Annotated in this window: 14 protein-coding genes; 4 read left to right on the top strand and 10 right to left on the bottom strand. The window is 50.1% G+C overall.

Annotation, left to right across the window (positions count from 1 at the left end; all coding sequences use genetic code 11):
* Nucleotides 1–319 precede the first annotated feature (319 nt).
* A complete protein-coding gene (gene brnQ, locus BN1247_RS04790; protein ID WP_054949370.1) occupies nucleotides 320–1,840 on the top strand; it encodes a branched-chain amino acid transport system II carrier protein in 1,521 nt (506 codons plus the stop codon).
* A gap of 86 nt (nucleotides 1,841–1,926) precedes the next feature.
* Here brnQ and BN1247_RS04785 read toward each other — a convergent pair whose 3' ends face one another.
* The 10 genes from BN1247_RS04785 to BN1247_RS04740 all read right to left on the bottom strand — a co-directional run bounded on the left by BN1247_RS04785 (nucleotide 1,927) and on the right by BN1247_RS04740 (nucleotide 12,925).
* Nucleotides 1,927–2,517 carry a hypothetical protein gene (locus BN1247_RS04785; protein WP_054949369.1) on the bottom strand — a complete coding sequence of 197 codons (591 nt, stop codon included), beginning with the start codon at nucleotides 2,515–2,517 and terminating at the stop codon, nucleotides 1,927–1,929.
* Between the two features lie 585 nt (nucleotides 2,518–3,102).
* Nucleotides 3,103–3,525 carry a Fur family transcriptional regulator gene (locus BN1247_RS04780; RefSeq protein ID WP_054949368.1) on the bottom strand — a complete coding sequence of 141 codons (423 nt, stop codon included), beginning with the start codon at nucleotides 3,523–3,525 and terminating at the stop codon, nucleotides 3,103–3,105.
* 117 nt (nucleotides 3,526–3,642) lie between these two features.
* Nucleotides 3,643–4,506, bottom strand: a complete 864-nt coding sequence (locus tag BN1247_RS04775) for a metal ABC transporter permease (protein ID WP_054949367.1) — start codon at nucleotides 4,504–4,506, stop codon at nucleotides 3,643–3,645.
* 21 nt (nucleotides 4,507–4,527) lie between these two features.
* Nucleotides 4,528–5,286 carry a metal ABC transporter ATP-binding protein gene (locus tag BN1247_RS04770; RefSeq protein ID WP_054949366.1) on the bottom strand — a complete coding sequence of 253 codons (759 nt, stop codon included), beginning with the start codon at nucleotides 5,284–5,286 and terminating at the stop codon, nucleotides 4,528–4,530.
* A 5-nt stretch (nucleotides 5,287–5,291) separates the two neighbouring features.
* Nucleotides 5,292–6,470, bottom strand: a complete 1,179-nt coding sequence (locus BN1247_RS04765; protein WP_074011250.1) for a metal ABC transporter solute-binding protein, Zn/Mn family — start codon at nucleotides 6,468–6,470, stop codon at nucleotides 5,292–5,294.
* 365 nt (nucleotides 6,471–6,835) lie between these two features.
* Entirely contained in the window at nucleotides 6,836–7,918 is a 1,083-nt protein-coding gene (locus BN1247_RS04760) for an acyl-CoA dehydrogenase family protein (protein ID WP_054949364.1), read from the bottom strand.
* 646 nt (nucleotides 7,919–8,564) lie between these two features.
* Nucleotides 8,565–10,568 (bottom strand): hypothetical protein, encoded by a 2,004-nt coding sequence (locus BN1247_RS04755; protein ID WP_054949363.1) that lies wholly within the window; start codon nucleotides 10,566–10,568, stop codon nucleotides 8,565–8,567.
* Nucleotides 10,569–10,816: 248 nt separating this feature from the next.
* Entirely contained in the window at nucleotides 10,817–11,173 is a 357-nt protein-coding gene (locus tag BN1247_RS04750; RefSeq protein WP_054949362.1) for a hypothetical protein, read from the bottom strand.
* A complete protein-coding gene (locus BN1247_RS04745; RefSeq protein WP_054951497.1) occupies nucleotides 11,170–11,865 on the bottom strand; it encodes an ABC transporter ATP-binding protein in 696 nt (231 codons plus the stop codon). Before BN1247_RS04745 ends, BN1247_RS04750 begins: the two co-directional genes overlap by 4 nt.
* A 682-nt stretch (nucleotides 11,866–12,547) precedes the next feature.
* A complete protein-coding gene (locus BN1247_RS04740) occupies nucleotides 12,548–12,925 on the bottom strand; it encodes a lactococcin 972 family bacteriocin (RefSeq protein ID WP_054949361.1) in 378 nt (125 codons plus the stop codon).
* A gap of 571 nt (nucleotides 12,926–13,496) precedes the next feature.
* Between BN1247_RS04740 and BN1247_RS04735 the strand changes: the two genes are divergently transcribed.
* The 3 genes from BN1247_RS04735 to BN1247_RS04725 all read left to right on the top strand — a co-directional run bounded on the left by BN1247_RS04735 (nucleotide 13,497) and on the right by BN1247_RS04725 (nucleotide 17,849).
* Entirely contained in the window at nucleotides 13,497–14,117 is a 621-nt protein-coding gene (locus BN1247_RS04735; protein ID WP_187119724.1) for a LytR/AlgR family response regulator transcription factor, read from the top strand.
* Between the two features lie 330 nt (nucleotides 14,118–14,447).
* Nucleotides 14,448–15,224, top strand: a complete 777-nt coding sequence (locus BN1247_RS04730) for an ABC transporter ATP-binding protein (protein WP_390622026.1) — start codon at nucleotides 14,448–14,450, stop codon at nucleotides 15,222–15,224.
* A 3-nt stretch (nucleotides 15,225–15,227) separates the two neighbouring features.
* Nucleotides 15,228–17,849: an ABC transporter permease gene (locus tag BN1247_RS04725; RefSeq protein ID WP_054949359.1), complete on the top strand. Its 2,622-nt coding sequence runs from the start codon at nucleotides 15,228–15,230 to the stop codon at nucleotides 17,847–17,849.
* Nucleotides 17,850–17,863 lie beyond the last annotated feature (14 nt).

The raw sequence follows: 17,863 nt of genomic DNA, 5'->3' as shown, positions 1-17,863 counted from the left end.
CGCGCTACCTAACTTGTCCGATCGACAACACATCTAACCTTCTGTCTGATCGACACTTGTATAAGACAAGTCGGCTCGCTATGACAATTATGTCACATGATGACGATCGATGGAACTAAATATGTTTTCTTCTTTCTTTCGCATAACGGCAGCAGCGTGGGGGACACTTTAAAATTCTTCAGTTTTATAGTAGAATGCTATACATGATCAAAGCATGATCAAAAATATACTCGTGAATTGTACATTGTCCATTGTCTTTATTTTTCACGAATAGCTTTAACTACAATTGTTTAATGATTTAAAAAGGGTGTACTAGTAGATGCAACCATTGCGCACACGAGACATAGTGACGATCGGCTTCATGTTATTTGCACTTTTTTTCGGAGCGGGCAACTTGATTTTTCCACCTGCACTCGCACAAACTGCAGGCACACAGACGTGGACGGCGATGCTCGGCTTCTTAATAACTGGCATCGGACTGCCGATGATGGGCGTCATTGCCGTCGTCCTCAACGGGAGTATGGAAGACATTGCGGGGCGCGCCCACCGCGTCTTTGGTCTCGTCTTTTCAATCGTCACTTACTTGGCGATTGGGCCATTATTCGCCATCCCGCGCACGGCGAGTGTCGGCTACGAGATCGGGGTCATCCCCTTTTTGCCCGACAGCTTGCAAGCGGAAAGCTGGCCGTTACTACTTTATACGATCGGTTATTTTACTTTAACACTGTGGCTCAGTTTAAATCCGACGAAACTTGTAGACCGAATTGGCAAAATATTGACGCCCACTTTACTGTTCGTCGTGTTCGCCCTGTTCGTCAAAGGGTGGCTGCAACCGATCGGCCTCCCCGGCACGGCGAGCGGCGACTACTTAGAGGCATCGTTTTTTAAAGGATTTACCGAAGGCTATTTAACGTTAGATGCACTGGCTGGCCTCGCTTTCGGCATTGTCGCTATAAACGCGTTCAAGGCAAAAGGGGTAACTGACAGCAACGGGGCGCGCCGCGCAGTGATTCGCGCGGGAGTCGTCGCCGGCCTCGCGCTGGCAGCCGTCTATTTGGCGCTCGCCTACCGGGTAACTGACAGCAACGGGGCGCGCCGCGCAGTGATTCGCGCGGGAGTCGTCGCCGGCCTCGCGCTGGCAGCCGTCTATTTGGCGCTCGCCTACCTCGGCGCGACGAGCCAATCGCTTGGGGCGATGGACAACGGCGGACAACTTTTAGCTGCTATTTGTTACGAACTATTTGGGACGGCTGGCCTACTGTTACTCGGGGTGGCGGTCACGGTCGCCTGTTTGACGACGTCAGTCGGGCTCGTCACCGCAGTAAGTATGTATTTTACGCGATTTTCGTCGCGATTGACGTACAAACGGCTGGCCATACTGTGTACACTCGTCGGCTTTGCCATCGCCAACCTCGGACTGACGAATATTATTGCGATTTCTTATCCCGTCTTAGTGGCGATTTACCCGCTGGCGATCGTCATTATTATCTTAGGGCTTGCGCCACGCGCGATTCGCAGTTGCCCACACGTGTATCGCGGCGCACTCCTTTTTACGGGTGCCATTAGCTTCGTCGATGGCTTCAACGCCATCGAACGGCCGACTGCCGCGACGGAATCGGCGGCGTCGGTAGTCGAGAAATGGTTCAATATTGGGTTGGACAAGCTGCAGACAGGGGCGGACACACTCACAGGTGTGTACATTCACTTACCGCTATACACCCAAGGGATGGGCTGGCTTCTCCCAGCACTCGTCGGCGGTGCGCTCGGCTTTTTATGGGGATGGGTAAAGCGGACTAACCGCGCACCCGCAAAAAAAAGGACGGCGGAACCGTTAAGTTAGCGTGTTCCGGAGCCATATGTTACACGTGATTTTACGTGTTTAAATAAAACTGTTACGTTAGACTGCGCCAGCCATTAGCGGGGGCATCACGCCCCTTGCTGTCGGCGTGGGATCCCGAATTCATACCACCTTCCCGGCCGGCCGAACCCGGTGTGTTCGTAGTAATACAGGCGCTCTCCCACCTTTTTGATCGGTATCGAAAAAGAGCAAGGGAACTTATAAACGCTGGCGCCATCGTCTGCCAACAATTTATACGGTAGGACAAAATAGTACTTTTTCAGCGGAAGGTTGTATTGGCTAAACGCCCGATAGTCGCTAAAAGTATAGCTTCCGTTAAAATATTCTGTATAAATTAAGGAGACGAAAACAGCAAGTAAAAGAAGCATTTTAGCCCCCACAACGGTTGACACTGTTCCGTGCAGGAGGATAAATCGAATGAATAAAAACAGGCCGATAGCTACTCCAAAAATTAACAGTATTTGTGTGTAATGCTGGAATAAGTTCCATAAACAAAAGGCATCATTAAACATGAATACGATTTGTAAAATAAAAATAGGTGTCATCCAGACAATACAGCCTCTTATTAGTGCGTTTTCTTTTTTGTTTTTATAATACTTCTTAAGCCCGACGAGCGCTACGACGACGACGATTGTAGTAATGACTCCGAATATGGACACGTATTCCCCTCTTTTACTCGTATTTCCCTTTTTTACTATATTTACTATTTTTGCAAATCAAGAGTGCCCCTGATCACGTTATTCAGATCCCTTAACCTTTGTTATTTACGGATTATAATAAATTAATAAAGATATATTGTCAATACTATTTGCAAAGAAACATTTCCACTTTAGAGTTGCAATAAAATTTATAGTTAAATTCTACATTACATGTTACAAGTATAATCGCTTCAATTTCCCTTTTCGCTCGTAGTACAACTTCCCGTCATTCAGGTTTTTGTATATTTTAATACCAAAAATTCTAATGATCAGTTTGTAATTAAACATTAGGCATTCCCCTTCTTTGTCATATACAAGCGCAAGACGTTAGTATATATCAAATAGTTTCACCACTCGTTAACTTTCGTATTCCCATCGTATACACTTTTTTGCCCATGTATTCACCAATTAGATGAAGGATACACTTTTTGGTCACGTATGCATCGACCGAACAACCGAACGAGAGTCTGCTCATCCAAACGCAAAAAAATCCACCTACGAGCTAATCGCCCGTAAGTGGATCTTTACTTTCTCCTTCGTTCGGCTTTATGCGTGGGTTGCACCGCAATCGCTGCACAAACCGTATATTTCAAACTTGTGACCGGTAATTTGGAACCCTTCCGGTTCGCCAAAGACGCCCTGCATGGGACAGATGTCGATTTTTTTCGCTTTGCCGCACTCGGTACAGATGAGGTGGTGATGATGGTCATCGCCGCTGCACGCCATGCGGTAATACCGTTCGCCGTGCATGGCGGTCACTTCGAGAATGCCCAACTCAGAAAGTAACGTTAAATTGCGGTAGACCGTGTCAAAACTAAGCTGCGGGTGCTCTTTTTGCATCTGTTCTAACACGTACTTCGCGTTCAAGTAACGCCCTTCGCGGTAAAAAATCTCTAGGATGAGCTCCCGCTTGCTCGTATATTTATAACCTTGCGCCTTTAATTGATCGAGAGCTTTCGTCACATTCACAAGCACGCACCTCCTCCAACCGTTGTGCACGACCATTCGTAATTGCTACGTTAAAGGGTTTACCTTTATTTTAAACCTTAAGGCGCGATCCTTGCAACTTCATGCCCCTTAAGCCTTTCAAGTCCCTTCGCTCGCGACTGCCGCTTGACGTCTGCGCAGCATCCGCTTGCCACCCAAAACGGCGAGCAGCATCGTTACTGCCAGTAAGACGATCGTGCCGCCGGAGGCCCAGTCCAAGTAAAACGACAAGATGAGCCCGCCGACAACAGCAGCCTCCGCAAAAAAGATGGCGTAAAAAAACGTTTGTTTAAAGCTCTTGGCCACTTGCAAACTGGTAGCGACCGGCAACGTCATCATCGCCGAGACCAGCATAATGCCGACGATGCGCATCGCCGTGGCGATGACGAGCGCAACGACGACCATGAAAAGCAAGTTAAGCCGCTTCTGCGGCAAACCGGATAAGACGGCACTTTCTTCGTCAAAGGACAAGTAAAACAGCTCTTTGTAAAAAAGGACGACGACTCCTAACACGATCACCCCGACAACGCCGATCGTCACCAGATCGGAAAACGTCACCGACAGGACACTCCCGAACAAGTAGCCGAACAGGTCGGCGTTAAAACCGTTGGCAATACTAATAAGGACGACGCCGAGCGCGACCCCCGTCGATAACATAATCGGGATCGCCAATTCGGAAAACGAGTCGTACACTTTGCGCAACTTCTCCACAAATAACGACCCTGCCACTGAGAAAGCCATACCGACGTAGACGGGATTGACGAAGGCGAGTGACGGTGACGCATCCCGCAACAACAAACCGGCGGCGACGCCGGATAGTGTGACGTGGGACAACGCGTCGGCCATGAGCGATAAGCGCCGCGTCACGAGAAAGACGCCGACGACCGGGCTAACGAGGCCGACGATTATGCCGGACCAGAGCGCATGTTGTAAAAACGTATATTGAAAAAAAGCATCTAACACGTTTGTTCCCCTTCTAACTTTTTAGTGACTGTGCTCTAACAGCCGTACCTCGTGACCGTACGCAGCCGACAAAATGTCGTTCTGCCGCTGCTCGAACTCTTCCGGATTACCGTGAAAGTACAACCGTTTGTTTAAACAAGCAACGCGGTTCACTTTTGACGTCATCACCCCGATGTCGTGACTGACGAGTAAAACAGTCAGTTCGTACTGGCGGCGCAAATCGGCGATAAGTGCATAAAATTGTTCGACCGATTTCGCGTCGACACCGACGGTCGGCTCATCGAGGATGAGCAGTTTCGGCTCACTCACTAAAGCGCGGGCGATAAATGCCCGCTGTTGTTGCCCGCCGGACAGTTTTCCGATCGGGCGTTTGCTAAAGTGCGCCAAGCCGACGCGATCGATTGCGTCGTGTACGCGTTGTTTATCTTGCTTCGATAACCGTTTAAAGAGACCAAGCTGACCGTAAAGGCCGGTCGAGACGACTTCGAAGACAGTCGCTGGAAAATTTGTATTGAAACTGTTCGCCTTTTGCGAGACGTAACCGACTTTCGCTGCCGTACGCGCCTGCGCCGGTTCGCTTCCGAATAAGGAAATGTTGCCGCGCATCGGCTTCTCCAGCCCTAGAATGCATTTGATGAGCGTCGTTTTCCCAGAGCCGTTCGGTCCGACCAACCCGAGGAAGTCCCCGGCAAATAAGGTCAAATTGACCTCTTCGAGCACCGGCTCACCTTCGTAGGCAAAACTAACGTGTTGGACGTCGAGTACAGGTCGTTGTTCCATAGCTGCTATTTTTTGGAGCCGAGAGCTGTCCGCAAATTATCGATGTTTCGCTTCATGATCGAAAGGAAATCTTCCCCCCGCTCCTTTTCCTCCTTCGTGACGTTTTCGATCGGATTGAGTGTTAACGCTTCTGCACCGAGTTCGTTTTTAATTGCGTCGGCCACTTTCGAGCTGACAAGCGTTTCAAACATAATGTACTTTACATCGTTAGCTTTTGCAAACTCAATAATGTCGCGCATTTTTTGCTGTCCCGGTTCTTCGGACGGCGAAAGTCCAGCGATCGCTTTCTGTTCGAGCCCGTATTTGTGCGTCAAGTAGCCGAACGCGGCATGGGAGACGATAATTTGTTTGCGTTCAGCCGATTGGGCGACCTGTTGCAATTCACTATCCAACTCGTCCAGTTGTTTTGCTAATTTGTCGAAGTTCGCTTCATACACTTTTTCGTTCTTTTTGTCCAGCTTCACGAGTGCATCTTTAATTGCGCGCGCCTGTTCTTTTGCTAGCTCCGGATCAAGCCACACGTGCGGATCGTACGCGCCGTGATCGTGGTCGTGATCGTGCCCATGAGCGTGCGCATGAGCGTCGTCGTCCTCGTCATGGTTGCCATCATGCTTATGATCATCGCCATGCTCATCGTGATCGTCACTATGTTTACCGTCGTCGCTATGCTCGTCATGATCGCTATCGTGCTTGTGATCGTCTCCATCCTCGTCATGGTCGCCATCGCGCTTATGATCATCGCCATGCTCATCGTGATCGTCACCGTGGTCGTCCTCCGCGTGCACGTGACCGCTCTCCTCGTTCGTCATTAACTTCACGCCTGCCGTCGCTTCGACGACAGCCGTTTTTTCTTTATCGAGCGATTCGAGTGCCTTCTCCGCCCACGCCTCGTAGCCAGCGCCGTTGTAAAGGAACAAATCGGCATCGTGCAAGGCAGCCATATCTTTAGGCGTCGGCTCAAAATCGTGCCCTTCCACTCCCGGCGGCATCATCGCGTGCACGTCCACAAACTCGCCGCCAATTTTTGTTGCAAAATCGTATAACGGGTAAACACTCGCGTACACTTGCAGTAGGTCTTTGTCGGACGCCGTCCCTTTTTTATCGCCGTTCCCCTGATCGCCTGACGCTTGTTGACTGCAAGCGGCGAGCGGCATAGCCATTAAAAACACCACTAAACATAACATAAAAACGCTTCGTGTCAAATTGTTCAACCAGCTTCTCCCCTATCCATCGTTTTTGAGTGCTCATTATGTGTTATTGTCATTATAAACGAGTGGCGGAGAGATGTAAATAGTAATGGTTATTATTTGTTAAGAAGATATCCTGTTAAGTGACATCTTCTTAAGTATATAAGATATAAGCAAAATATGTTGTAAAAACAGGTTATACGCACGGTTCACGAACGCCATACGGAGGAACGCAAATCATAAAGGTTACATTCTTAATCTTGCGTTGAGTGGATGACGCCTTGATTTTATGAGGATTGAAGTGTTAACCATTGTTAACAATTGGAGCCCACACAATGTCGTGTGGGCTCCAGAACACGTGTTCAAAGGGCTAAATCGTAAAACGGGACGAGCATCGTATGTTGACAGGCCGTGTGTAAATCCCGCCAAATGCGATTAACGGGTGTATGTGCCATCACCGCTGGCATGCCTAAATAGGGGAAAATAGCTTCTGCACAGTGCAAAGCGGTTTTTGCCATTCTCTTACACTGTTCACTCACTTGCCGTTGGATCTCTGTCTCTGAGGTGAGCTGGCGGTTCACATTCATTTCCCATGAACGGTCCACAATTTCGTAAAAGTCAGCCACAGTTTGCTGAAAGAACCGTTCCATTTCCTTTACTTTGCCCATTACAAATGGGTAGCGACTAGTATCTATAGAGTCCCACGCCTCTCGTTTTTGTTCTAGTATCACTTTCGCTTCATCGATCAAGTGACGACAAATGCCTATGGCTACAGTGGCAAAAGACGTCTCCGCAAAGAGCACAAACGGATAGCGAAAGATCGGATCGTCAAAGTATGTGTGCACACTCAAAATATCGAAGGTCATGTCGTCGGGCACAAACACATGTTCCACGGTGATCGTGTGACTCGCAGTCGCTTTTAACCCGAACGCATTCCAATCTTTAACGATGTTCACTTGTTCCGGTAAAAAGATAAAGGAACGAATGCTTGGATGCGGCGATGGTACACTATTTTCAACGAGGCAATTCGCGGTAAAGAGTGTGGCGTGCGTCGAACCACTGCAATACTTCCACCGCCCGCTGACCAAATAACCGCCTGCCACTTTTTTCGCTGTTCCCGAAGGGTATCCACTTCCGGCAATGACAGCTTGTTTTTCTTGAAATAGTTTTTGCGACACAGACGGCAACATCCAAGAAGTAAAGTATCCTCCCCCGGAACCGATGTTGACCAACCAGCCAAAACTGCCGTCGATCCATGCGGCCTCCTCGAAAATCTGCAACGCCTTTGGTAGTGCCGTCATCTTCCCACCGAGTTCGCGCGGCACAAACAATTTAAATAATCCCTGTTCGTAAATAAAATCTAATACTTGCGGTGTGAGCACACCGGCTTGTTCCATTTTTAACGACTGCTCTCTAATCTCTGTAACGATCTCTTCGTTAAACATCGTAACGGTCACCTTTCATCTGTTCGTACTTATGTGTTGGAGATTATCCAAATTTGTATGCGTTCAATCAACCCGTATTATATACCATCTTTCGAAGGCGCACTATGTGAAGGTAGGGCGATGGGCGTTTCACACCGTGTTCCCGACGATTTGGCTATTGGCTGACCTGTTGCCATTCGATCGCGGGCCTGTTCATCACATCGAGTACTAGACACGAAGATGGCATATCTTAAACATTCTTGATCACATCCACCCGTTACACAAATAAGCACAGCCCCCTTTCGCCACTTCTCGAGTAGTAAATAACGCGAAACCAATAGCCCTACAAGTGCGATTCCTACATGCAAGATGATCCCTCCTTCACCTTGTCTGAAAACTAACGAAAACGCCTCAACAATTCACTGAATATAACGTTTTTCAAAAAAAAGAGAGAGAAACAGCAGATACGTTTCTCTCTCTGTAGCTAGCGATTACCAGCAACGACTGTCAGTTATTGTGGTACAGGCACAATATACCTCATATCCTATAGAAACCTATAGTCAGTTTCTGAATCGTTAAACTTGCAAACTTCAGCACCTCATCTACCGCAATACCCACCAATTGCTACTGAAACATCCGAGACTTCAATCACCATCTGCACTTCCAATCAAATGCGACGTCTACTGACGCCGTCGAAACACCAACGCGCAGTAAACAGATGGCTTAGCGGCACAACAAGCAACCCATACGCTGCGGCCACGAGTATGGCACCCATCTCATCAGGCCTTTGGAACAGCACCACGACGCCTACGATACCGGCTCCGACAAGCAATTCCTTGGCCACGCGGCTCTGGAGGATCCGCACCCATGACCGGCCTGCCACTCGCAGTGGGAAGTCACGCTTCGCCTGCAGCAGCGCGGTGATCAACGCACTGATTGCAGCAGCGACAGTGAAAGCAACAACTAATGCAACTAGCGCAAGATTCTGCAACCACACCACGTACGCTGCGAACTGCGCGAGGAGCATCCCCTCTTCGGCCACGTAGACAACATTTAGTTCGCCTTTGAGGCCACGATCGCGCAGCCCCGGCACGTCGAGACCGTGTCGTTTTAGCAATTGCTTCGTAGCAGTCACATCGGTGAACACGATGTTGCTGCTCGAGGCTAAGGATGTCAAGTTAAAATCGTCATAGGTGTCGTAGACCGAAGGGACGACGACGAGCAGGACATCGTCCGCAAAGTGAAGGTTTGTGCCCCCCCCTCCTTGGGCCACCGGGATCTGGAACCCGTCGATCGGCTGCAAGAACTGGAACTGTGCGAACAGCTCCTCGGAAAGCTCTCCCCTGGACAAGAGCTCAGCTTCTTCTCGAACCATTCTAACAAGCCCTTCTGGAATGCTGTGGCCAGGCACCGATGTGACCGCCGGCTGTGGTGCACCCCTTGTCACCAGATCGAGCCAACGCTGGTTCACGAAGGATACGGCCGAATACTTTCCAAAATCGACCGGCGTTTGCATTTCTTTAGTGTAAGTGTAGGAAAGCGCGGCCGCATCACGCGATTCCGCATCCTTCACTAGCTCGCCAATCTGCGACTCTACGCGCTCCATTCCGTCATCCTCTCCATCCCCGTCACCCCCGTCATCGCCTTCTACCGCGAACACAAGGGCGACCTGGTCTTTGAGTTGCTTCCACTGCGCCATTTCAGCAGCCATCGCGGATGAGTGTTTGTATGCAGACCAAGCAGGCCCAGCCGCGGCCACCACTAAGAGGAACGTTAGCGCCTTGATCACGATCGCCGCCGAACGCAGGCTCTTTACCGCGGGTTGTCTGGTGGCGAGCATGGTAGCGCTCGGCCAAGCTGAAGCTGACATGATAAGCGCAGTGATTAAAGATACGGCGATGACAGCGGCCTCTAGGCTGACCAGCGCCTTGAGGAAGGTACCGACGTACATCCAGCCATGAAACACCCCCACATAGCCCGCCGCAGCCAGCGCCACGACGCCCGCCGAAACGAGCAGCGCACCCCCGAACCCGGCCAAGTCCTGCACCTGGATCCGCACGGTCGGGCACCCCCCGAGAACTCGAAGGGCGCGCCCACGCGCCCTCAGCGACAACCAGAACAGTGCCAGCGCAGCGATTAGCGCCAGCGCCGCAAGAACGGCGGCAGCAAATCCTCTTTCCCACACCACGATTTCAAGACTGTCAAAAATGGACGCATCCCCCCGGCCAATCTTCACACCGGCACTTTTTAGCGTGTCAGCGAACTTGCCCAAGTGGGTTTTTTCGCCGGTTACAAGATAGAATCCATCGGGATAGGAGCTGGCAAGTCGATCCTTGCCAACGATCTTGCCGACACCATCGCCGCCGAACCACGTAAATTCGGCGGGCAGATCGCCATCGTTAAGTGCGACGAAGATCTGGCCATCGCCGTCGCGATCAAGGTCCGGCGCGACCTTGACCAGACCGAGATCCCAGCGCGCATCGAGCTCCTCCAGCTTCGCAAACGCTTCGGTGACGGACAAGCCCGATTCGCTAAAGTCGAGGCTAAGCCTGCTCTCGACACCAATAGCCTGCGGAAAGTCTCGATCATATAGATCAGTGATGATCGCTGCCAGCAGCGCAAGTAGTGCAAACAACGCGCCCGCGACAGCTACTATAATACGCTTATACACAAGCGAACCCTCCAATATTTATCTGGAACTCACCATGCTAAGCCCCGGCGACGGCAACGAGTATCGCCGAGACCCGGCGTCGCCGCCCACCGATCATTCGCCAAAGGCGCCATGATGTATAGCCGAAACAGCGCCTCGTACTTGGCTTAGGTGGTCGGCGCTAGGTTCGGCTTGACGCCATCGGCGAGCCAGCCCTGCACACAAGAGGCAGACAACGGTTGCGCGAACCGGATGTGCGAAAATCCGCGTTAGCGCTTCACTAACTGAACCGGAACCCCAAACCCGTCGCGGTTGCTGAGTAGGTCGGAGATAGCGTCGCGCTCTGATGTCGAACGATAGCTTACCGTGACTAAGCCTCGGTCCTGGTCATCGGGACACGGCTTTCCCACTTCGACCGCAATACCATCACCTAGCGCTTTGATCTCCTCGGCGAGGCCTTGATGGCTGGCAAGCGCCGCAGTGGCCTCCGCTACGGTCGGCAGCTTGTCGCACGGCGGATGCGTGTCCCTCGTTGATACTGGGATCCAGCCGTTTAGGAACGCAACGCCCGCTACCAGTAGTAAGACGACAACGACACCGATAATAATCTTAGATGTCAACTTCATGAGGATCCTCCTAGGCTAGCGAGATCACTCGTCGACGAATAGTGTGATGGGCTGTTCGAACCTACTTCATGCCGGGCGTCACACGCGTTGATCATCTCGGAGTCGTGCGTCGACACAATAACCGTGCGGCCACGCGCGGCGAAGTCCGCAAACAGGTCGATGACCTTTCGCCGGTTGGTTGCGTCAAGGGAGGCAGTGGGTTCGTCGGCGTACAGGATCGCAGCGTCCTTGTAGATGGCACGAGCCAGTGCGAGTCGCTGCTTCTCGCCTCCACTCAGGTGGCTGGCCAACTCACCTTCTCGCTCCTCGAGACCTGTCTGCTCGAGCGCCTGCGCCAACCGCTCCCGGTTTCCCGTGACGCGTCGTCCGAGGACGCTCGCCTGCATGGTGACATTGAAGGCAACCGACTCCTCATCCATGATGCCGTAATCCTGTAGGACGAACGCCGCGCGATCACGCCAGAACCGACGTCGTGCCGCAGTACCGTAACGTGTCACATCGGCTCCGTCGATCAAGATGCGCCCCTGTTCCACTGGGAGCAACAGCCCGAGGCAGTGCAAGAGTGTGGTCTTCCCACATCCACTCGGACCAATGAGGGCTGTCATCATCCCAGGCGCGCAACGAAGGGTTTCACCATCAAGCACTGTCCGCCCACCAATTGCTACTGAAATGTCCTGGGCTTCAATCACTATCTGCACCACCGATCACATGCGACGTCTACTGAGGACATCGCCAACGCGTCAAACGTCGCTTTGATTGTTCCAGTCAAGGGCTCCCTCTTTTGCCTATAAAAAAGTTGTTTCATTTAACTCATTCCTCCTCATTCAAATGACCGGTACCAACATCTCATAGCTGGCCAGGGGGGTTGTGTTTTTCTTTGTTGCTTATCCAGATTTTGATATCCTGCTCCTTCCATATTTACTTATCTACTATAGAGACGACTGAACAGGAAAAAGGTTCAAGGATTCTTAGTTTTTGAGGCCTAGATCCTCAAAAAAAATATCCTACGGTCACATTTTGTTTTTCGTAGATATGCACCATTTTTTTGATGTGGTACTCTGGCAGGACATCAATAGATATTTCCTTTCCGTTGGATATATACCATGAAGGATTTTGATATATCGACGCAAAAAAACCTTCATCAATCAGATCGCCAGTACATCCTGAACATTACCTGAGGATTCTAAACGAAAGCACCGGGATAAAAACTACGAGCTGGTAAAGATTCCGCTTCTGAGGAAAAAACCGCTCCCGCACCGACATGGTAGGTGCGCGTTAAGACAAGCTAATTTGACAGGTACTCTAACCTACAAGAACAAATCGGAACTCGCCATGTTAAGCCACGGCGACCGAGCCCAACCGGTATCGCCTGGATCAATTGGTACGGTAGAAGTAACGACCCTTGAGACCCGGCGAGTTTAAGGTTCCGACATAGGCGTGAGAGTATCTCCCCTTAGCCGTGTCTAAGCTCCTGTTTTTCTTTACCACCTTGCCGTCGATGAGCTTATACACCGTCGAGCCGTGAACCTTCGTCGGGTGATTGTACTCGGAACGGAGCCCAGCGTTCACGAATCCGTACCTCCAATGTCCTCCTTCCGACGGGTACTGGGAGTGCCAACCCGGATTCACCCAAGCATATGCCGGCACTGCGGCTCCCCCTACCAAAGCGATCGTGAGCGCCATCGCGGCGAGGGTCGCTTTGATCGTTCGAGTCAAGGGTTTCCTCTTTTGCTTATAAGATAGTTTTTCCATTTCGTTCATTCCTCCTCTTCCATTCGGCCATTTTTGCCAATATTTCTACTTCCCGATCCAGTTTGTCTCCGCTCACCACCATGTCGATGCGGGAGGGTTTTTTCTTGCCCTTGCTAGTGAAGGTACAAGTTACGTTAAACAAATAATAACGGGCTAATAACTTTAAATCTATAATATTGGCACGAAAAGGTGTTTTATTAGGATGAAGCTATTTTTTTTTACGATGAACGGTAAATCTAAATGATAACCTATTAGTTTCTAATCACTTTCTAACACCTTACCAAGAAGTCCAATAAGCTTCGCGGCTAAGTTTGCGACACGATCATCACAGAAAGAACGATAGACGTGCGGGTTGAAATTATAGTCACTTTTCGAACGTATAGAAACACTTGAATTAAAGGATAAACACATATATAATATCTCCTATAAAGAGGAAAAGAGGGAGTTAAACATGTCGTTTTCTTCAAAGCTATATTCTGCAATTATAGTTGGGGAATGTCACGACACACTGACAAAAGTAGAGTCTCTCCTCTTCGGGTCTAATATTGACATGATTTCTACGGTTAACAACTTGGACGAATTAGGCGACGTGATTAAAAAAACCATCCCCCAAATTATTTTTCTTGATATTGATCATTTAACCATTGATGTTCCTCCCACTTCTATTGCTAATCAGATTCGTGCGTCCTTCCCTTATTCGGCGATCGTACTCATTTCCAGACTAGACCAGCATGCCGTCACAGCCTTTGAGATTGACGCGATTGATTTTTTAGTCAAACCGCTTACTGAAGAGCGATTTCTTTTAAGTTTAAAAAAGACTATTCGTTATCTCAAAGGTCTCCAAGTGGCACAAAATCCGGATCCACTACCCGTGAAAGTCCGTCGAGGGATTGAGTTAATCGATCAAGAAAAAATTGCTTATTTAACGTCAGATCTTAAAGAAACTAAGATTTGCGTTGTCGACACTGAACAGACGACTATTAAAACGAATGAGCCATTAAAACAAATAGAAAGGAGACTAAACACCAACCTGTTTATCCGGACACATAGAAGTTTTATCGTCAACATCCGACAAGTTAGGAGAATCGAACCCTCAGGAAACACATACCTCATCTACTTGAAAACAGTCTCAGATATTCTTTACTTGAGTAAAAGCAATTTTCCCAAACTGTACAGTCGTTTAGAACTCTAACATATGATCGCCTTTTCACCGTCTATTTCCAGCACAGCAATTAGGCACCGGTCATGTGACTTCTGTCCAAAAAATTACCGAGAGAATGCCTGTAAGTGTACATAGACCTTCTGCCCTCCCTCCTCGCTTGCCTTGCAACGCGAACTTGTGTCGTGACGTGGTTGGGCAAAATCCGACCACGTCAGGGCCACCCAATCTCCCGAAACGCGCCGACGCTTATTTAAGAAATAATTATGAAATCGTTAAGACCCCATCGCCCAATTAGGTGATACGATCCAAAATGATCGTTAATTAGTTTTTACCATATAACTGGGAAAGGGAGATAAGGAAATGTCTGTTGTTAAGGGAGCTCAAGAAATGTCTGTTGTTTTAGAAGCAATCTCTATCGGCAAAGTGTATGGCGAAGGAGCAACGCAGTTTCAAGCACTTAAAAAGGTGAACTTGCAACTCCGACGCGGTGAATTCGTAGCGATTATGGGGGCGAGTGGCTCTGGAAAATCGACACTGCTCAACATCCTCTCGGGTCTCGACCGCCCGACGACCGGGCACGTCGTGTGGAACGGCCGCAACTTGAACGAATGCACCGAGAGCGAACTCACCAAACGGCGTCGGGAACATATCGGGTTTATCTTTCAATTTTTCAACCTCATCCCGGTTCTGAGCGCCCTAGAAAATGTAACACTCCCCCTGCTACTGGCAAAAAAGCAGGAAAAAGCAACCGTACAGCGCGCCAAACAACTTCTGACAACGGTCGGTCTTGAACAGAAGATTGACGCACGTCCGTCGGAGATGTCTGGCGGGCAGCAGCAGCGCGTGGCGATCGCGCGCGCCCTCATCGCCAACCCGCAAATCATCGTCGCCGACGAGCCGACCGGCAACTTAGATTCGAAGACGACGAAAGACATTATGTCCCTTTTGCGCGAGTGCTGCAACCGTTTGAACCAGTCGTTAATCGTTGTCACGCACGATGCCCACGTCGCCTCTTACGCCGACCGCATCCTCTACATGCGCGACGGCGAACTGACCGAAAAACTGGAGATGGCACCGTTTCAAGAATCGCACACCGACGCCCTCGCCGAAAGCCATCGCCGAGTCGAGGAGGTGTAAGACGTGCTTCGCCATTTGTTTTCACTCACCTGGCGCTTTTTTGCCGCACGCAAAGGGCGTGCGCTCTTTTCAGTACTCGGTGTCGCCCTCGGCATCATGCTCATGACGACGATGCACATCTTAGTTGTGTCCATGGAACACGTCGTCGAACAATCGATTCAACAACAACACGGCAACTACGATGTGATGGCCGGTTACCAGTCACACGAAAAGTATTTCACCGCTAAACAAGTCGAGTCAATTGCCCGCGAACCAGGAGTTGCGGACATTGCGCCAACACTGTATCCGTACATCGGTTTAGAATCAGCGATCGATGACCCGCTAGCGCAAGACATCATAGGCCTACCGACCTACGTCGGTTTGCGCGACATCCCTCTTTCCAAAGAACTGACCCATTTACGCCTAGCCAAAGGGCACTTTCCTAAAGCAGGGGAAGCTGTATTTTCAACGAAATATCTAAAAGCTAAAGGTTTGTCCATCGGATCCGAAGTAGAGCTTCCGTTCCCGCCGTACGGCAAGCAGAAAGTGCGTGTTGCTGGCGAATTTGTACGCGATGAACGCGCCAATTACTTCATCTTGTTTAACTACGACTGGTTACAACAAATAACAAACAACGAAGGGCACACGACTGCGATCCTTCTGAAACTGGGCAAAGGAACCGATAAACAACGCTTATCTAGCCATCTACGCGCCGCATATCCCGACATCATCATCGATTTGCGCATAGCCCAAGACAAGGCGCGCGACAATTTAGGCGGCCTTAAACCGATCGTGCACGGTTTGTCGATTGCCGCACTCATCGCCAGTGCTTTAATCGTCGTCAGTACGTTGTTCATTAGTATGCAGGAGCGTCACCACGACTTAGCAACCTTGCGCTTACTCGGCGCCCAACCGAAGCAAATTAGGACATTGATCTTACAAGAATCGCTCGTGATTGGTCTTGCGGCGACACTCGTCGGTACGGGGCTTGGGATGGCCTGTTCGTTTGCCTTAAAAAGCGCTGCCGCAATATGGATAGACATGCCATTAGTCACGATCGTCTTTCCGTGGAAACAATTGCTCCTAAGCGGAGGCGGTGCGATTGTCCTCATCCTACTCGCTGGCCTGATCCCCGCCACCTTAGCCGGTCAGTTGTCGCCGATCGACGCGTACCGCCTTGAAGCGCCACAACCGAGCGGATACAACAAGTGGAAGCGTTGGGCTATTCTCATTCTGCTCACCTTATCCATCGCGGTATCGATCGGCAATTATTTATTTCAGGGGCCATATTGGGTCTATCTTCTTTGCGGTTTAGGTGTGTTAGTCGCGATGTTTCTCGGCATACCGCCGATGCTACAAGCGACCGTTACTATCATGACAGTTCTCACCCGTCCATTCTCGGGTAGCGAAGGAAAACTCGCCGGGCGCAACGTGTTGCGGCACGGGCGCCGCAATGCGTTAATCGCCGGCATCTTGACCCTCGCGATAACGCTTGCGCTCGTCGGTTCAATGATCTTAACGTTTATTAATAACAATATGGAGAAAGAGATAGCTGAGAAATACCCACTTGATCTATTACTCGACACAGCTCACGGATCATTCAGTGGATTTTCCCCGGATCTGTACAAACAAATAAAAAAGATACCGGACGTAGAAGTGATAGGTTTTCAAAACCCGATCTCTATTATGACGACTAATCTCAACGTTGATCAACTTCATCCAAACTATCGCGACAAAGTACAATATGTACGAGGACCAGACGATAAACGACAGCTTTCGTACGGTTTATTTGGTATTGAAACGGAGCAAATCAAGAAATTACTACCTATCAAAGTTCTCGCCGGGACGTTTGACGCCGAAGCTTTGCGGCGAGGAGGTGTCGTCATTTCACAATACAATGCAGAAAATCTAGGTTACCGCGTCGGGGACACGATTACCTTCCACCGCACGGTTCCACCTCCCGCAATTCCAACTGTGGCTAAAAACTCACCGGAAATAGCGCTCAAAGTAGTCGGTATTGTCGATAGGATGCCGACGCGAGGCCGAGATGACTCGCAACACATATACACGGATGCTAGATATATCCGCGAACAATTCGGCGAAGTGTCACTTCAACAACTATCTGTCAAAATGACCTCTCCGCATAAAGGAAAGGTCAAGGAGCGCATTGAAACGTTACTGCAGCAGCCAGAGTTCTCGGACGTCGTCCTGTACGACCGCGACGAAGAAATGCAAATGATCAAGCAGCAGTTTTTGCAACGCTGGCTTCTCCTAATGGCCACTTTCACCATGATGACGGTCATCGCCTTGCTCGGGCTATTCAATAATATGGCCAGCAGCGTCCGCGAACGAAGCCGCGAGTTGGCCGTGCTACGTGCGATCGGCAGTGAACCGCGCCAACTGACGCGTTTAATCCTAATCGAAGGAATGCTCGTAGCAACGGCAGGCGGCATCATCGGCGTTCTAAGTAGCACAATCTTCGGCCATCAAATACTCGGGGCGATGGACGCTTCTCACGACGTCTTCCCTACGACTTGGCTATTAGTAACCTTGTTACTCAGTCCGCTCGTCGGTTTGCTCGTCTCGCTCGTACCAGCGATGTGGGTGGCGAAGTTAGATGTGCTAAAGGCGATGCAGCGCACGTAGGCCTGTTGCATCCA

Source organism: Numidum massiliense (genome assembly GCF_001375555.1).
Lineage (GTDB): Bacteria > Bacillota > Bacilli > Thermoactinomycetales > Novibacillaceae > Numidum > Numidum massiliense.
Note: the sequence above shows the minus strand (reverse complement) of the source record. Positions and strands in the feature narration are given on the sequence as shown.

Coding starts and splice junctions, on each gene's coding strand:
- brnQ (WP_054949370.1), top strand. CDS start 320: ATGCAACCATTGCGCACACGAGACATAGTGACGATCGGCTTCATGTTA.
- BN1247_RS04770 (WP_054949366.1), bottom strand. CDS start 5,286: ATGGAACAACGACCTGTACTCGACGTCCAACACGTTAGTTTTGCCTAC.
- BN1247_RS04765 (WP_074011250.1), bottom strand. CDS start 6,470: ATGTTATGTTTAGTGGTGTTTTTAATGGCTATGCCGCTCGCCGCTTGC.
- BN1247_RS04760 (WP_054949364.1), bottom strand. CDS start 7,918: ATGTTTAACGAAGAGATCGTTACAGAGATTAGAGAGCAGTCGTTAAAA.
- BN1247_RS04750 (WP_054949362.1), bottom strand. CDS start 11,173: ATGAAGTTGACATCTAAGATTATTATCGGTGTCGTTGTCGTCTTACTA.
- BN1247_RS04740 (WP_054949361.1), bottom strand. CDS start 12,925: ATGGAAAAACTATCTTATAAGCAAAAGAGGAAACCCTTGACTCGAACG.
- BN1247_RS04730 (WP_390622026.1), top strand. CDS start 14,448: ATGTCTGTTGTTAAGGGAGCTCAAGAAATGTCTGTTGTTTTAGAAGCA.